General features: G+C 61.6%; 15 protein-coding genes. 7 read left to right on the top strand and 8 right to left on the bottom strand.

The window, feature by feature from the left end:
• Positions 1 to 5: 5 nt before the first annotated feature.
• Both AOA59_RS23160 and AOA59_RS23165 read right to left on the bottom strand, forming a co-directional pair.
• A complete protein-coding gene (locus tag AOA59_RS23160) occupies positions 6 to 218 on the bottom strand; it encodes a hypothetical protein (protein WP_099489193.1) in 213 nt (70 codons plus the stop codon).
• A 71-nt stretch (positions 219 to 289) separates the two neighbouring features.
• Complete coding sequence (locus AOA59_RS23165; protein WP_058420258.1) at positions 290 to 835, bottom strand: hypothetical protein; 546 nt, start codon at positions 833 to 835, stop codon at positions 290 to 292.
• A gap of 374 nt (positions 836 to 1,209) precedes the next feature.
• On the opposite strand from AOA59_RS23165, the gene AOA59_RS23170 reads away from it, so the two are divergent.
• From AOA59_RS23170 to AOA59_RS23180, 3 genes are all read left to right on the top strand, one after another.
• Positions 1,210 to 2,619, top strand: coding sequence for a circularly permuted type 2 ATP-grasp protein (locus AOA59_RS23170; protein ID WP_065930079.1), 1,410 nt, complete (start codon positions 1,210 to 1,212; stop codon positions 2,617 to 2,619).
• 2 nt (positions 2,620 to 2,621) lie between these two features.
• A complete protein-coding gene (locus AOA59_RS23175; RefSeq protein ID WP_017253783.1) occupies positions 2,622 to 3,572 on the top strand; it encodes an alpha-E domain-containing protein in 951 nt (316 codons plus the stop codon).
• Positions 3,573 to 3,680: 108 nt separating this feature from the next.
• Positions 3,681 to 4,109, top strand: a complete 429-nt coding sequence (locus tag AOA59_RS23180) for a nuclear transport factor 2 family protein (protein ID WP_099489194.1) — start codon at positions 3,681 to 3,683, stop codon at positions 4,107 to 4,109.
• Between the two features lie 120 nt (positions 4,110 to 4,229).
• Here the strand turns inward: AOA59_RS23180 and msrA are convergent, their stop codons facing one another.
• From msrA to msrB, 3 genes are all read right to left on the bottom strand, one after another.
• Entirely contained in the window at positions 4,230 to 4,925 is a 696-nt protein-coding gene (gene msrA, locus AOA59_RS23185; RefSeq protein ID WP_099489195.1) for a peptide-methionine (S)-S-oxide reductase MsrA, read from the bottom strand.
• 156 nt (positions 4,926 to 5,081) lie between these two features.
• A complete protein-coding gene (locus AOA59_RS23190; RefSeq protein ID WP_099489196.1) occupies positions 5,082 to 6,842 on the bottom strand; it encodes a cytochrome c biogenesis protein DipZ in 1,761 nt (586 codons plus the stop codon).
• Between the two features lie 38 nt (positions 6,843 to 6,880).
• Complete coding sequence (gene msrB, locus AOA59_RS23195; protein ID WP_069787549.1) at positions 6,881 to 7,381, bottom strand: peptide-methionine (R)-S-oxide reductase MsrB; 501 nt, start codon at positions 7,379 to 7,381, stop codon at positions 6,881 to 6,883.
• Between the two features lie 140 nt (positions 7,382 to 7,521).
• Here msrB and AOA59_RS23200 point away from each other — a divergent pair, with 140 nt between their 5' ends.
• Together AOA59_RS23200 and AOA59_RS23205 are read left to right on the top strand one after the other, a co-directional pair.
• Complete coding sequence (locus tag AOA59_RS23200) at positions 7,522 to 8,232, top strand: response regulator transcription factor (RefSeq protein WP_065930085.1); 711 nt, start codon at positions 7,522 to 7,524, stop codon at positions 8,230 to 8,232.
• Positions 8,229 to 9,695, top strand: coding sequence for a HAMP domain-containing sensor histidine kinase (locus AOA59_RS23205; RefSeq protein WP_099489197.1), 1,467 nt, complete (start codon positions 8,229 to 8,231; stop codon positions 9,693 to 9,695). Before AOA59_RS23200 ends, AOA59_RS23205 begins: the two co-directional genes overlap by 4 nt.
• Before the next feature lie 135 nt (positions 9,696 to 9,830).
• On the opposite strand, the gene AOA59_RS23210 is transcribed toward AOA59_RS23205, so the two are convergent.
• Positions 9,831 to 12,089 (bottom strand): ATP-dependent DNA helicase, encoded by a 2,259-nt coding sequence (locus AOA59_RS23210; RefSeq protein WP_099489198.1) that lies wholly within the window; start codon positions 12,087 to 12,089, stop codon positions 9,831 to 9,833.
• Positions 12,086 to 13,729, bottom strand: coding sequence for a VRR-NUC domain-containing protein (locus AOA59_RS23215; RefSeq protein ID WP_099489199.1), 1,644 nt, complete (start codon positions 13,727 to 13,729; stop codon positions 12,086 to 12,088). Before AOA59_RS23215 ends, AOA59_RS23210 begins: the two co-directional genes overlap by 4 nt.
• 200 nt (positions 13,730 to 13,929) lie before the next feature.
• Here AOA59_RS23215 and AOA59_RS23220 point away from each other — a divergent pair, with 200 nt between their 5' ends.
• Both AOA59_RS23220 and AOA59_RS23225 read left to right on the top strand, forming a co-directional pair.
• Positions 13,930 to 14,154, top strand: coding sequence for a YgdI/YgdR family lipoprotein (locus AOA59_RS23220; protein ID WP_017135598.1), 225 nt, complete (start codon positions 13,930 to 13,932; stop codon positions 14,152 to 14,154).
• 316 nt (positions 14,155 to 14,470) lie between these two features.
• Entirely contained in the window at positions 14,471 to 14,734 is a 264-nt protein-coding gene (locus tag AOA59_RS23225) for a hypothetical protein (protein ID WP_256593105.1), read from the top strand.
• Here AOA59_RS23225 and AOA59_RS23230 read toward each other — a convergent pair whose 3' ends face one another.
• Positions 14,735 to 16,165: a lipase gene (locus AOA59_RS23230; RefSeq protein WP_099489201.1), complete on the bottom strand. Its 1,431-nt coding sequence runs from the start codon at positions 16,163 to 16,165 to the stop codon at positions 14,735 to 14,737.
• Between the last annotated feature and the right edge of the window lie 4 nt (positions 16,166 to 16,169).

The raw sequence follows: 16,169 nt of genomic DNA on the forward strand, positions 1-16,169 counted from the left end.
CTCCTCTAACCGCCTTGGGTGTCGATATCGGCATCGGTTTCAGGCTTGGGCGCACGCTCGGGCTTGAAGTCTGGACTGTAGTCGTTTTCCCGCGCTTTGGGGTCGCCGGCAGGCTTCGGGTCTTTAGGCGCATGGGCAGCGGTGCCGGGCGCCGGCTCGCCGCCATCGATGGCCGGGTCGTTACGGTTGCTGGTTTGGGGGTCGTTGCTGGTGTTCATAAATCACCTCTGTGTAAAACGCACAGTGCGTAAAGTTAAGGTTCCAGCCAGCGCCACGAAGTTCAAATTGCTTAAGACACCGGGTTATCCACCTGGATATAAAACGCATAGGCGCCCAGCAGTACCCAGAACACCATGAACAGCCACGGCGCGCGCATGGAGAACAGCAGCGACTTGCGATAGCCCTTATGGGATGACTCGGTCTCGCAGAACAGCGGTGAATCGTCATAGGCCAGGCCCATCACCGGCTCGCTGCGCAGCAACTCGCTCTGCTTGTAGTGCCAGTGGTCGATGATTTCGTAGGCGGCACGAATACCCGGCCAGGCGTTCAGTGAGCTGAGAATGCCGAGGGCAGCCAGAAACGCCGGCACGATCAAAGTAAAAAACTTGCCCCACTCCGGGTTCAGGTTGCCCATGCCGGAGACAAACGCGATCACCAGGAACGACTGGGCCGTGAGGTAGGCGTCGGTGCGGTTGGCCAGGATGCTGGTTTCGTACTGGATTTCACGGCGGTAGAAGTCGAGGCGGTCCTTGGGCGAACCGAAGATCTTGGCATTGTGTTCGCTGTGATCGTCCACGGCAGCGGCCGGGGTATTGGCAGAGATGATTCTGGGCACGACGTGCTCCACAAGGTGACGAAACTTGTTAGAAGAATCGGGCCTGGGTGAAGTTCAAGTTTGTTCTTGCACCAATTGAGCGCATGCACTGCACCCTTGTAGTGAGCGGGCTGGTGCGGCGAGCGCTTTTGTAGCGAGTGAGCTTGCTCGCCACAAGGTAATCACTCCCTTGACACCGTTCCGGCACAGGCATTGCTTAATGCATTCATCTGCCCGGATACAGGAGCATTCGTTACCCCCCGACCCAGAGCCGACCCCATAAGAAAGTAAGGACCAGGCCCGTTGGCACCGTCAGCCACAGGCTCATAAAAATATGCGTTTTTTTAAGCGGCAGTGCCACCCAAGGCAACCCTGGGCACTGACAAGGTACTGGAATGGCTCGATCTTTCTTTGATGAAATGAATGACGCAAACGGCGCCTGCCGTGCGCACTATCAGGATTTCTCCCGCTGGCTGGCCAATACGCCGCCGGAACTGTTGGCCCAACGGCGTCGCGAGGCCGATTTGCTGTTCCACCGCGCCGGGATCACCTTCACCCTCTACGGCGACGAACAAGACACCGAGCGCCTGATCCCCTTCGACATCATCCCGCGCAGTATCCCCGCCAGTGAATGGGCCGTGATCGAACGCGGCTGCATCCAGCGCGTGAATGCGCTGAACATGTTCCTCGCCGATATCTATCACGACCAGCGCATCATCAAGGCCGGGATCATCCCGGCAGACCAGGTGCTGGGCAACGAGGGTTATCAGAAGGCCATGGTCGGGCTGGACCTGCACCGCGATATCTACTCGCATATTTCCGGCGTGGACCTGGTACGCGACGGCGACGGCACCTACTACGTGCTCGAAGACAACCTGCGCACCCCCAGCGGCGTGAGCTATATGCTCGAAGACCGCAAGATGATGATGCGCCTGTTCCCGGAAGTGTTCGCCAAGCAGCGCATCGCGCCGGTGGACCACTACCCCAACCTGCTGCTCAAAACCCTTAAAAGCGCCAGCCGGCTCGATAACCCCAACGTGGTCGTACTGACGCCGGGGCGCTTTAACAGCGCGTTTTTCGAACATGCGTTCCTGGCGCGGGAAATGGGCGTGGAGCTGGTCGAAGGCGCCGACCTGTTCGTGCACGACCTGAAAGTGTTCATGCGCACCACCGACGGGCCCAAACCGGTGGACGTGATCTACCGGCGTATCGACGACGCCTTCCTCGACCCCAAGGCCTTCAACCCGGATTCCATGCTCGGCGTGCCCGGCCTGGTCGCCGCTTACTGCGCCGGCAATGTGGTGCTGGCCAACGCGATCGGCACCGGCGTGGCCGACGACAAGTCGATCTACCCCTATGTGCCGGAAATGATCCGTTTCTACCTGGACGAAGAACCGGTTTTGCAAAACGTGCCAACCTTCCAGTGCCGCAAGCCGGATGAACTGTCCCACGTGCTGGCCCATCTGCCCGAACTGGTGGTCAAGGAAACCCAGGGCTCCGGCGGCTACGGCATGCTGGTCGGCCCGGCGTCGAGCGCCGCCGAGATCGAGGACTTCCGCCAACGCATCAAGGCACGCCCACACGCCTACATCGCCCAGCCGACCCTGAGCCTGTCCACCTGCCCCACCTTCGTCGAAAACGGCATCGCGCCCCGGCACATCGACCTGCGCCCGTTCGTGCTCTCGGGCAAGGAAACCCGCTTGGTGCCTGGCGGGTTGACCCGTGTGGCGTTGAAGGAAGGCTCGTTGATCGTCAACTCGTCGCAAGGCGGCGGAACCAAGGACACCTGGGTGGTGGAGGGCTGAGTATGTTGAGTAGAACCGCCGCAGATCTGTACTGGATGTCCCGTTACCTGGAACGTGCCGAGAACCTGGCGCGCATGTTGGAAGTCAGTTATTCGCTGTCGTTGATGCCCCAGGCCGGGCGCAGTGACGGGCTGGATGAACTGGCCATGTCGCTGCTCAGCAGCGGCACGCTGGACAGCTACCTCGAACGCCATAAACAACTGGACGCCGAACGCATGCTGCACTTCTTCGCCCTCGACGAAGAAAACCCGGCCAGCATCTACAACTGCCTGCGCGCCGCCCGTGGCAATGCCCACGCCGTGCGCGGGCGCATCACCGCCGACATGTGGGAAAACCTCAACGCCACCTGGCTGGAAATGCGCAGCATCGCCGCCGGCGGCCTGGCGCGCCATGGCATCAGCCACTTCTGTGACTGGGTCAAACAGCGCTCGCACCTGTTTCGCGGGGCCACCTCCGGCACCATCATGCGCAATGACGCCTACCGGTTTATTCGCCTGGGCACCTTTGTCGAGCGTGCGGACAACACCTTGCGCCTGCTGGATGCGCGCTACGAGATGTTTGGTGAGGAATCGGAGGAAGTCAGCGACCTTTCGGCACGCGGCTATTACCAGTGGAGCGCCCTGCTCCGTGCGCTTTCATCGTTCGAAGCCTATACCGAGCTGTACCCGAATGCGCTGAATGCGCGCTCGGTTTCGGAGCTGCTGCTGTTGCGCAGTGATGTACCGCGCTCACTGCATGCGTGCATCGAGGAGTTGAGCCATATCCTCGCCGATTTGCCCGGCAGTTACGGGCGCACAGCCCAGCGCCTGGCGGCCGAGTTCGAAGCGCGCCTGCGCTATACCGGCATCGATGAGATCCTGGAGGACGGCTTGCACAGTCGGCTCACGGACTTTATCGACACCGTGCGCGAACTGGCGCGGGCGATTCACAGCTCCTACCTGGAAGTGGTGTGAGTGCATTCGGGTTACTTATCTGTCAATTCGGGTGATTGACCCTGCTTGAGTGCCGCTCTTATGTTGGGCAGGTGAACGACCTTCCCAACATAAGAACAGGTACAGCCCATGTCCGAACTCCACCTGGATCCCGCCGCCGCCCACACCCTGCAACGCTGGCACACCATGCTGGCCACTCGCGACCTCACCGCCCTGCCCGAACTGCTCGCGCCTGACGCGGTATTCCGCTCGCCCATGGCCCACACGCCCTACCCCGGCGCGCCGGTGGTGTCGATGATTCTCAACACGGTGATCAAGGTGTTCGAGGATTTCGCCTATCACCGTGAACTGGCGAGTGCCGACGGGCTTAACGTGGTGCTGGAGTTCAGCGCACGCGTGGGCGAAAAACAGCTCAAGGGCATCGATATGATTCGCTTCAACGAACAGGGGCAGATCGTCGAGTTTGAAGTGATGGTGCGCCCCTTGAGCGGGTTGCAGGCACTGGGTGAGGAAATGGGCCGCCGGCTGGCGCCGTACCTGGCCAAGGCCAAATCCTGATGACGATCGTTCCCGCTCCGCGTGGGAATGCCTCTTGCGACGCTTTGCGTCACGTCTTGGGACGCGGAGCGTCCTGGGCTGCATTCCCACGCAGAGCGTGGGAACGATCAGTCCGGGTGGTTATTGGTTTTTGACTAATACCGGCTCGGCGCGGTACTGGTCGGGGAACAGTTTCTTGAGTTGCGCCACCTTGGGCAAATCATTGATCACGATGTAAGGGTAAGACGGGTTCTCGGTCAGAAAGTCCTGGTGATAGGACTCCGCCGGGTAAAACGTCTTGCCCATCTCCACCTTGGTCACGATCGGCTTGTCGAAAGCTTTGGCGGCGTCCAACTGGGCGATATAGGCCTGGGCGACTTTTTGCTGCTCGGCATTTTGCGCGAAGATTTCCGAACGGTACTGGGTGCCGCTGTCCGGGCCCTGGCGGTTCAATTCGGTGGGGTTATGGGCCACCGAGAAGTAGATCTGCAACAGCTTGCCATAGCTGACTTTGCTCGGGTCGTAAGTCACCGACACCGACTCGGCGTGGCCGGTATCGCCGTCGCTGACCGACTCGTACTGGGCCGTGTTTGCCGCGCCGCCGTCATAGCCGGACACGGCGTTTTTCACGCCTTGCACATGCTGAAACACGCCTTGCACACCCCAGAAGCAACCACCGGCGAACACCGCGGTTTGCAGGTTGCCGGACTCGGCGGGCAAGTCCATGGCCGGTGGTGCGATCATCACCGCGTCATCGGCACCACCGAAGGAGAACGCCGAGCTTTGGCCGACGAAAGCGGCGAAGGCCAGCGCGGGTAAAAATTTGAGCAGCTTCATCACATTCACTCCAATGCAACTGAATAAACAGGGCCAAAATGTGGGAGCGGGCTTGCTCGCGAATGCGGTCCAACAGTCACAAAAGCTTTGGCAGATCGAACGCTTTCGCGAGCAAGCCCGCTCCCACACTGATTGGGTTATCACTTCATGTCAGGCTTAGCCGAAGGTGAAGGCATACGCCGACACATGCGGGTCGAGAAATTCGATGCTGAACGTGCGGTCTTTAACGCCGGCTGGCTGACGCACCAACTGGTACAGACGCTGCTCGGTCACCGTGCCACTGCCATCCGGCGCCACATCGGTGCCATGAGCATCGCCGGGCGCCTGGCCATCAATCGTCACCTTAAAGCGCACCGGCTTGCCATCGGCGCCAGGCCCCAGCACCAGGTGCAGGTCACGGGCATGAAAGCGGTAAACCACACGCCCACCGGCCTGGTCGAGGGTGGCTTGCTGGCCGCCGACATTCCATGGGCCTTCCAGGGTCCAGTTGTTCAGGGCCAGGTGGCCGGCCGCCGGGTAATTCACGACTTTGTCGGTGCCTAAGGTGCCGGCGGTGACGAAATTTTCCGCACGCTGAAAGCCCAGGTAGGTTTCCGGCGATTGCACCTCGTTCATGTCCGGCGCCTGCTGCACACCCTTGGCATCAGCCTCGATCAAGCCTCCGGCGACGTGGCTTGCACCGGCCTCACGCAGCAGTTGCTGAATCACCCGCTCCGACTCGGCGTAGTCGCCTTCACCGAAGTGGTGATAACGAATCTGGCCCTTGGCATCGGCGAAGTAGTGCGCCGGCCAGTATTGGTTGTTGAAGGCGCGCCAGATCTTGTAGTTGTTGTCGATCGCCACCGGGTAGGTGATGCCCAGGTCTTTCATGGCCTTGGTGACGTTATTCACATCGCGTTCAAAGGCAAACTCCGGGGCGTGTACGCCGATCACCACCAAACCCTGGTCTTTGTATTTCTCGGCCCAGGCTTTGACGTACGGCAAGGTGCGCAGGCAGTTGATGCAGGAGTAGGTCCAGAAATCCACCAGCACCACTTTGCCCTTAAGGGCCTCGGCCGTCAGCGGCGGGCTGTTAAGCCATTGCACCGCGCCCTCCAGCGGCGGCAGCGTGCCTTCGATCGGCAGTGTGTCGCTGTGGTTGGCCGCCGCCATCATGGCGCCACCGGCCATCATCGCCCCGCTCTTCTGTGCAGGCTTGGCGCTCAGTTGGTCCACCAGGCTTTGTTCCAGGCCGCCGGTTGAGGCGGTCGACAAGCGCGACAGCACACCCGTGTCCAGGCCCAAGGCGATAGCCGCCACACCGGCCAGCATCAGCGCACCCAGGCCACGGCGCAGCCATTCGCCGGCACCCAAGGACTTTTTCATCAAGCCAAAGACTTTACCGCCGACCAGCAAGGCCAAGGCCAGGGAGGTGGCAGCCCCGGCGGCATAGGCCAGCAAGAGCAAGGTAGTGCCGATGCTGGCCCCTTGCAGCGCGGCGCCGGTCAGCACCAGCCCGAGGATTGGCCCGGCGCAGGGCGCCCAGAGCAAACCGGTGGCCACGCCGATCAGGAACGACGCGCCCGGACGCGGTTTGGCACCGGCCCCGGCGGCTTCCGACAAGCGACTGCCGGCGGCCACCAAGGGCCGCGTCAGGCGCTCCGACAGGTGCGGCAGCAACAGCGTGAGCCCGAACAGGGCAACGCACAGCAACGCGAGCCAACGCCCGTATTGATTGACTTGCACCACCCAACCGCCGCCCACCGCAGCCAGTGAGGCCACCAGGGCGAATGTCACCGCCATCCCCGCTAACAGCGGCAAGCCACTGCGCATAAACGGCTGCCCGGTGCGAGCGAAGACAAAAGGCAGAACAGGCAGGATGCACGGGCTGACAATTGTCAGCACGCCGCCCAGATACGCGAGAACCAGCAGCCACATGGGATCGACCCTTATACGAATTAAAAATAGACATCGGCTTAAGCCGCCGTAAACGTCATGGCGACGCCATTCATGCAATAGCGCAGCCCGGTAGGCGCCGGGCCGTCGTCAAATACGTGGCCTTGATGGCCACCGCAACGGCGGCAGTGGATTTCCTTGCGCACCACGCCATAGGCAGTGTCGACATGGCTGGCGACCGCGTTGTCCAGCGGCTGCCAGAAGCTTGGCCAGCCGGTGTGGCTGTCAAACTTGGTGGTCGAGGAGAACAGCGGCAATGCGCAACCGGCACAGGCAAAGGTGCCGGCACGGTGTTCATCATTGAGTGCGCTGCTGTAAGGGCGTTCGGTGCCCTCCTCACGCAGCACGTCGAATTGCTCGGCCGTCAGCACGCTGCGCCACTGGGCTTCGGTGTGGTTGACCTCAAAGGTCTCGGCCGCTTCGACCTCGGTGACCATGTTCAGCTGTTTCAGCAGGCCTCCGGCCAGGACGGCGACGCCCAGGCCACCACCGGCCAGCAGCATTTGTCGACGTGAGTACATGGCGTTCTCCTCAATGAGCAATGTCGCCATCCTGAGCCTTGGACGGTCGCGAAATCCTCACGCAGAGTTAAACAATTCGTGATAACTACACTGTGTCAAAACCCGCACAATGCGCGGACTACAAGCAAAGGTTTTCTGTTATGGATCAGCCCAAACGTGTCCTGGTGGTCGAGGACGATGCCCATATTGCCGACTTGATCTGCCTGCACCTGCGCGACGAGCAGTTCGAGGTGGTGCACAGCGCCGACGGCACCGAAGGCCTGGGCCTGCTCGAGCAAGGTGGCTGGGATGCGCTGATCCTCGACCTGATGCTGCCCGGCGTCGATGGCCTGGAGATCTGCCGCCGTGCCCGCGCCATGGCGCGCTACACACCGATCATCATCACCAGCGCACGCTCCAGCGAGCTGCACCGCATCCTCGGCCTGGAGCTGGGCGCCGACGACTACTTGGCCAAGCCGTTCTCGATGCCGGAGCTGGTGGCACGGGTCAAGGCCCTGTTGCGCCGGGTCGACGCCATGGCGCGTAACCTGAAGATGGACGCCGGCAGCCTTGAGCTGGGCGCGTTGTTCATCAACCCGCTGACCCGTGACGCCACCCTGCAAGGCCAGCGCCTGGACCTCACGCCGCGGGAATTCGACCTGCTGTACTTCTTTGCCCGCCAGCCCGGCACAGTCTTCTCGCGCATGGACCTGCTCAACGCGGTGTGGGGCTACAGCCACGAAGGCTACGAGCACACCGTGAACACCCATATCAACCGGCTGCGCGCCAAGGTCGAGGTCGACCCGGCCAACCCGGCGCGCATCCTCACGGTGTGGGGCCGTGGCTACAAATTCGCCGAGAGCGCGCCATGAAGCTGACCCTGACCCAACGCCTATCGGTGGTGTTCGCCGTGTTGCTGGTGATCTGCAGCGGCACCTCGGCCTGGCTGCAAGTGCGCTCCAATCACATGCATGAACTGGAAGTGGTGCAAGGTCTGTCCCGCGACCTGGCGGCGCACATTGCCCGCGACACCCAACTGATGGACGCCGACGGCCTCAAGCCGGATGCCGTGCGCAACTTGTTCAGCCAATTGATGCTGGTAAACCCAAGTGTCGAGGTGTACCTGCTTGATATCGACGGCCGTGTGGTCGGTAACGCCGCCCCCAGCGGGCATTTGCTGCGTGACCATGTGGACCTCGCGCCGGTTCGGCGCTTTCTCAGCGGCGCCATGCTGCCGATCCTTGGCGATGACCCGCGCAGCGTCGACGGGCGCAAAGTGTTCAGCGCTGCGCCGCTCAAGGCCAGCGGCCAGCAAACCGGTTTTCTGTACGTGGTGCTGCTGGGCGAAGCCCATGATGTGTACGACGCCAAGGACGCCACCGGCATGGCCTTGAAGATCGCCCTGTGGTCCATCGGCCTGATCGCCCTGCTCTGCCTGATGGCTGGCCTGCTTGCCTTTGCCTGGATCACCCGGCCCCTGCGCCAACTGACCGACAAGGTCGGCCGGTTCGACATCAACGGCGCGCCGAAAGTCGCCGAAACGACGGTTCCCGAACTCGACAGCGGCGATGAAATCGCGGTGCTCGATCACGCCTTCGTGCAGATGCAAAACCGCCTGGGCGAGCAATGGCGCGCCATTACCCATCAAGACCAGGAACGCCGCGAGATGGTCGCCAATATTTCCCACGACCTGCGCACACCACTGGCGTCCTTGCATGGCTACCTGGAAACCCTGTCCCTCAAGGACGCGAGCCTGAGCCCCGAAGACCGTCGGCGCTACCTCGGCATCGCCCTGGACCAGAGCCGCAAAGTCGGCGGGCTGGCCCAGTCACTGCTGGAGCTGGTGCGCCTGGAGCATGGTTTTGTGCAACCCGTGATTGAGGGCTTTTCGCTGCCGGATCTGGTGCAGGACATCTTCCAGAAGTTCGAACTCACCGCGGAAGCCCGCGCCATTACCCTCACCGCCACGCTACCGCCCAAAGTGCCGACAGTGTTGGCCGACCTGGGTTTGATCGAGCGGGTACTCACCAACCTGCTGGACAATGCGCTGCGCCATACGCCGGTGAATGGCGAAGTCGAGGTGATCCTGGCCGCCGAGGCCGGTGCCGTAGCGGTCACCGTCAGCGACAGCGGCCCGGGCATTGACGCCGAGCTGCGCGAAGGCTTGTTCCTGCGAGCGTTCACCATCGGCGGCGCACGCCGCGATGGCGGCCTGGGCCTGCGCATCGTGCACCGCATCCTGCAATTGCATGGGCGCAGCATCCAGTTGGTGGAACGCCCTGGGCACGGCGCAACCTTCAGGTTCTCCCTGGAAACCCGCGCATCAGTGCGTTGACTGACTTTCCTGTGGGAGCTGGCTTGCCTGCGATAGCATCAACTCGGTGTACCTGACACACCGAGGTGTGTGCATCGCAGGCAAGCCAGCTCCCTGATTTTTCACCGAGTTCGGCCTGAACTAATGTTCCGGCCGTTACATCCCTTCCACCGCCCACCAGCGCGGCAACAACTGCCGCACACGGGCTTCACCAAAGCGGTCATCTATCAACATCACCACACCTCGGTCCTGCTGGCTGCGGATCACCCTGCCTGCCGCCTGCACGACCTTTTGAATGCCGGGGTACAAATAGGTGTAGTCGTAACCCGCGCCGAAAATCGCGCCCATGCGCGCTTTCATCTGCTCGTTGACCGGGTTGAGTTGCGGCAAGCCCAGTGTGGCGATAAATGCGCCGATCAAGCGCGTGCCGGGCAAATCGATGCCTTCGCCAAACGCGCCGCCCAGCACGGCAAAGCCGATGCCTTGGCTGTGCTGGGTGAACTGGTCCAGAAACCCCTGGCGCTCGGCCTCGGCCATGCCGCGTGACTGCAACCACAGCGCAATCTGCGGATGCCGCTCGGCCATCAACTGCGCCACCTGTTGCAGGTAATCAAAACTTGAGAAAAACGCCAGGTAGTTGCCCGGCTGCCTGGCAAACTGCTCGGCAATCAACTCGACAATCGGCGCCAGGGAGGCTTGGCGATGCACAAACCGCGTGGAGATGGCATCGATAATGCGCACCTGCAGTTGCTCGGCCTGGAACGGCGACTCCACATCGATCCACGCGGTATCCCCAGGCAAGCCGAGCAAGTCGGCGTAATAGTGGCGTGGGCTTAAGGTCGCGGAGAACAGCACACTGCTGCGGGCGGCGGTCAACCTGGGGCGGATGAATTCGGCGGGCACCACGTTACGCAGGCACAGCGTCGAGGCGCTGTGCTTGCCGAACTGGCGCTTGCTGATATCAAAGATGAAGTGTTCATTGAACAGCTCCGCCACCTTGGCAAACTGCAGCGCCTCGAAATAGAAGGCTTGCAGGTCGCCGCTGAGGGCTTCGGGGTGGTCGTGGAAATAATCGCCCATGGCGCTGCTGCACAGGCTCAAGGCCTGGAGCATTTTGTCGGGTTTGTCGGCGTAAGCCTGGTACGGCGCGAGCTGGTCCTTGTGCAGGGCGTTCCATTCACGGTTCAGGCGCTGCAATGGTTTTTTCAGCGGCTGCGGGGCGCTGTCGCGCAGGGTCTTGAGGCTGTACTGGTCGAGGCTGGCGCTGTACATCGAGCGGGCGCGCTCCACCAGGTTGTGGGCCTCGTCCACCAGCACGGCGGCGCGCCATTGGTTTAACTGGGCCAGGCCGAACAGCATGGCGCCGAAGTCGAAATAGTAGTTGTAGTCGGCGACCACCAGGTCGGCCCAGCGCGCCATTTCCTGGCTCAGGTAATACGGGCACACCTCATGGGCCAAGGCCACCTCGCGCAGGTTGCGCTGGTCCAGCAGGCGCACCTTGGACGCCGCCACGCGTGCCGCCGGCAAGCGATCATAAAAGCCCTTGGCCAACGGGCAGGAATCCCCGTGGCAGGCTTTGTCCAGGTGCTCGCAGGCCTTGTCACGCGCCACCAGTTCAAGCACGCGCAACGGCAAGTCGGGGCTGCTGGTGTAGAGCACGTGCGCGGCGTCGAGGGCCAGCTTGCGGCCGGGGGTCTTGGCGGTGAGGAAAAACACCTTGTCCAACTGCTGCGGCGCCAACGCCTTGAGCAGCGGAAAGATCGTGCCGACGGTCTTGCCAATCCCGGTAGGCGCCTGGGCCATCAGACAACGGCCGGTGCTGACGGCCTTGTAGACCGACTCGGCCAATGCACGCTGGCCGGTGCGAAATTCGGCATGGGGAAACGCCAGCGCCCGCGCGGCTTGGTTGCGCGCCTCGCGGTGCTGCATTTCCTGGCGCGCCCAGCCGAGGAACAGCGCACATTGCTGGTTAAAGAACTGCTCAAGGTCGGCCGCTTGAAAGCGCTGGTTCAGTAAGGTTTCACCTTCGCCAACAATATCGAAGTACACCAACGCTAGGTCGATTTCCTGCAGGCCGAGTTTGTGGCACATCAGCCAGCCGTACACCTTGACCTGCGCCCAATGCAATTGCCGATGGTTGGCGGGTTGGGCCTCGAGGTCGCCGCGATAGGTTTTGACTTCTTCCAGGCGATTGCTGTCCGGGTCGTAGCCGTCTGCCCTGCCCCGCACCTTGAGCTGCTGATACTCGCCTTCCAGGGCCACTTCATTCTGGTAATGGGCGCTGCGGCGCGAGGCTACGGTGCGATGGCCGATGATGCCTTCCTGGGCGCTGGGCGACGGCGTAAAGCGCAGGTCCAGGTCGCCGACCTTGGCCGTGAACTCGCACAGCGCGCGCACCGCAATGTTGTAGCTCAAGCGGTTTGCGCCCAGCGCACATAACAGACGGTGACCGGCATCTGGTACTCGCCGCAGAACTCCAGCCAGCGCAGCTGGTTGTCCTGCAGGCGGTCGCCGGGGCCTTTGACTTCGATCATGCGGTAGCTCTTTTGCGCCGGCCAGAACTGGATCAGGTCCGGCATGCCGGCGCGGTTGGCGCGGATATCCAGCAGCAGGCGTTCAAACCAGTAACGCAGGTGTTCAGCCGGCAGGCAGGTCAGGGCCTGTTCCAGCAGCTCTTCGCTGAGCAGGTTCCAAAACACGAATGGCGACTGGATGCCCCATTTGTCGACGTAGCGCTGGCGGATGGTGGTTTTGTAACGCTCATCCGTGAGCTGTTCGAAGCAGGCGGCGAACAACGCTGCGCGACGTTGGTGAAAGTCCTCGCTGTGCAGGTCCACCGGCCCACGCTGGAACGGGTGAAAAAACGACCCCGGCAGCGGCGCGAAAATCGCCTCCCAGCACAACAGCCCGAACAGCGAATTGATCAACCCGTTTTCGACGTAATGCACCGGCGCATCGGGCTCACTCAAATGCGCCTGCACGCAGGATTCCACCGACATCAGCGGCGCCTGCACCAGCGCCAGGTCCAGGCGCGTGACCTCACGCGGCTTGACCTTGGGCAGCGCCGGCTCGCCGAGCTTGCGCCGCAGGCGTGGCAGCACGCGCAGCAGGTGTTGTTGTTCGGCAGCGCTTTGCGGTGCTTGCTGCGCCGCACACGCCAGGGCCATGGCTTGCGCGTAATCCTCCTGGCGTTCGAGCACGCGAATCAAGCGCGAGCGCGCGCCGGGATAGGCGCAATCACGGTAGATCTGCGCGGCCAATTCCAGCTCGGCACTGCGCTCGCAATATTGGCCGATCTGGAACAGCAATTTAGCCCGGCGCTTTTCCAGCCACGGGTTGTCGGTGGCCAGCCGCACGATCTGCGCCAGTACCTCGTCCAACGCCTGCCCGGCTTCGAAGGCTTGCTGGCATTGGTGCAGGAACAGAAAACCGTGCACATCGTCACGGCTACGCAAGCCACGGGACTCGGCGCAGAACTCGACTTTTTCGTAGGTGTAGATGCCCAGGTCCGCCAGCACGAACTCCGACCAGTCCTGGTGCAGATTGCCGAAGAACATCAGCCGCAGGCGGTCGCACAGGTCCATCACGGTAAGGCTGTAGAGCGTGTCGCTCAGTTCGGGGCACCACTGGGCAAAGCTGCGTGACTCGGGGAACTGCGCCGCCAGCCCTTGCAGCCAGTCGGCCTTCTTGCCTTTGGGCTGGTCAATCCAGGGCGCGAAGGCGGCGAGGATTTCGCTTTTTTGCAGCAGCGCGAACAGCTCATCAACACTCACCGGGCTCAGGTTTTCGACCCAGCCCTGCTGCACCAGCGCAAGCGCGGCCGTGTGGGTGCAGCCGATTTCCAGGTAATTGAGCTTGCTCCCGCGAAAATGCACACCTTTGCGCATCACCATGCGCACCAATAACGCCTGGGACGGCTGCGGCAACCTGTCGAATTGCTGAATAAACTGCATTTCGTCCGGGTCGAGCAAATCGGCATAACGCTGCCCCAGCCACAGCAGTACTTGGCGGAAGTTATGCAGGTAATACAGGGGATCGTCGAGGGGGTTGGCCATGTCGCGCACTGATCAAATACTGGTTATGCATACAGAGTGCCGCCAGTGGCGGGCTGTTGCAATCAGTAATAGATAAATGGCCCACGCAACTTTTTGTATAAAAGTGATCAGATAGGACAGTTGATGGCGTAACATTTGTGGCTCGAGGCCTTAGGCCCGGGACTTTTCAGCAGGACTTTTCAGGGTTAAAGGTAAGGGTAATGAACATGAAGAATTTGGGTCTGCCGCTGGTTGCACTCACTTTTCTGCTGATGGCCGGTTGCTCCACGCAAACCGTAGTGACATTGCAAAATGGCACGCAGTATTTGACCAAGGACACCCCCAAGACCAAGACAGCCGATGGGTTCTATGAATTCACCGACATCGCCGGCAAGCACATCCGCATCAAGGCTGATGACGTAGCCACGGTACGCAGCGAAAAGTGAAAGCAAACGCCTGAACATGAAAAGCCCCGCCATGCGGGGCTTTTTCTTGCCTGCTTGATCGTTCCCACGCTCCGCGTGGGAATGCAGCCCAAAACGCTCCGCGTCCCAAGGCGTGACGCAGAGCGTCACAAGAGGCATTCCCAGGCAGAGCGTGGGAACGATCAGTACGCGTGAGGCCTGCCGAACCCGTCGCAGCGCTGCGCCGCTGATCGATGAAGATTTATTTACCGAAGGATTTTCGCCAACCCGGCGTTTAACCGATAAGCCGCCTTCATCTTCGAAGGCGGTAGAACGGAGAAAGACGGCCATGGCACTCATGTCCCGTACGATACGCGCGCTGTTACTCATCCCCCTGAGCCTGGCGGCCCTAGCCAGTGCACCGACGTTTGCCGACACCCTCATCATCCGTCAGCCGCCGCGGGTCATCGTCGTCGCTCCTCCGCCGCCGCCGGTTTATTACGGGCACTGGGGTTACGCCCCACGGCCTTACTACTATCCCCATCATGTTTACAGCTATGGCTACGGCTACCCCCACCGGCCGTATTGGGGCGGTGGCTGGCGGGGGCAACACTGGCATTGATCAGCCGATGCTGACGCCGTCCGTCCACAGGCCGCCATGCCCGACGCCGACCAGGGTCACCGAGTCGGCGCCAAAGGTCAGCACCGTGTCGGCACCGACCACTTTGGCATGGTCGCGCAGGTCGGTGCTGCCTTCCACATTCTGGAACACCAGCTTGTCCGTGGTTTGGTAGCCGATCACCCGATCATTGCCAAAATGGCCGCCGAACAGGAAGGTGTTATGCCCACTGTTGTCGCGGATCGTGTCATTGCCTTTGCCGCCTTCAATAAAGTCTGCGCCTTTGCCGCCCTGGATCAGGTCATTGCCGTGGCTGCCGATGATGAAGGTATTGCCCTTGTGCGGTTCGGCATTGCGATTGAGGTCCTGCACCCAGGTGGTGGCCCGCGCCGGGTCGGACAGGTTGGCGACGATCACCGTGGAGTCGCGGGTCATCTGGTCGTAGAAGCCGGACTCGAGGATGCGCGTCATGCCGTCGCCATAACCGGTGGGCAAATGCGAGACCCAGGTCGGCAGGTTGACGATGGAAAACGGCAGGATATTCCACAACGTCGACGCGTAGTGGTCGTTGAAGCTGACGATATTGTCGGTGGTCGACTCGTGGGGTTTGTCGTGCACGCCCAGGGACGACAAGTTGAAGGATGAGCCGTCAAGCGCGCGGAACACCGGGTCGTTTTCGTAGCCGATGTTCAGCACTTTATCGCCGGCGCTCTGGGTCGGTGAGGCATAGGCCACGTAGTTGGCGTCCTTGTAGAACCCCGACCATTTGTTGTTGCTTAAATCCGCCATGCTGTTGACGGCCAGCCCGCCCAGGCTGTGGCCGCTGACCACCACGTCCTTGCCGCTCAGGCCATGGGCACCGGCATAGTCGGCGACATTTTTGAGCAAGCCGCCAAAGGCTTCGCCCGCGTAGTTCTTGGCATAATCCTTGGGGCCAAAGGCCGCCAGCAGGTCGCTGATCACGTCGCCGATGGAGTCGGTGATCAGGCTTTCCCGTGGCCCTGAGGTGCCACGAAAGCCGATGCCGATTTCGAGCAGTTTGCCGGCGTCATCGTACTTGCCCAGCACCTCGACCTGGGCCGTGGTGTAGCCGGCCTTTTCGCCAAAGAAAGTGCCGCGCGCATCGACCTTGCCGCCATAGCCCAGGGCGCTGGCGCTGATGGGCGTCCAGCCGGCTTTTTGCACTGCTTCAAGCGCGGCCTTTTCCGAGTCGGGGTTCCAGGGAATGCCGGGAATCACACCTTGTGAATCCGTGCTGCCGAGCAGCGCACCCACCAACGTGGCCGGCAAGCCAAGCCCCAGGCCATTGTGCTGGTAACCCACGGCAAAGCCGTTATCCAGGTTGTGGTAGGAATACAGCGTGATCGCCATGGCATCGGCGAACAGCGTTTTGGAGCCCTCGGTGCCGAGGTTTTTATAGTCAAAGATACCCATGGTA

The sequence above is a fragment of the Pseudomonas sp. 2822-15 genome (assembly GCF_002742515.1).
GTDB classification, from domain to species: Bacteria; Pseudomonadota; Gammaproteobacteria; order Pseudomonadales; family Pseudomonadaceae; genus Aquipseudomonas; species Aquipseudomonas salomonii.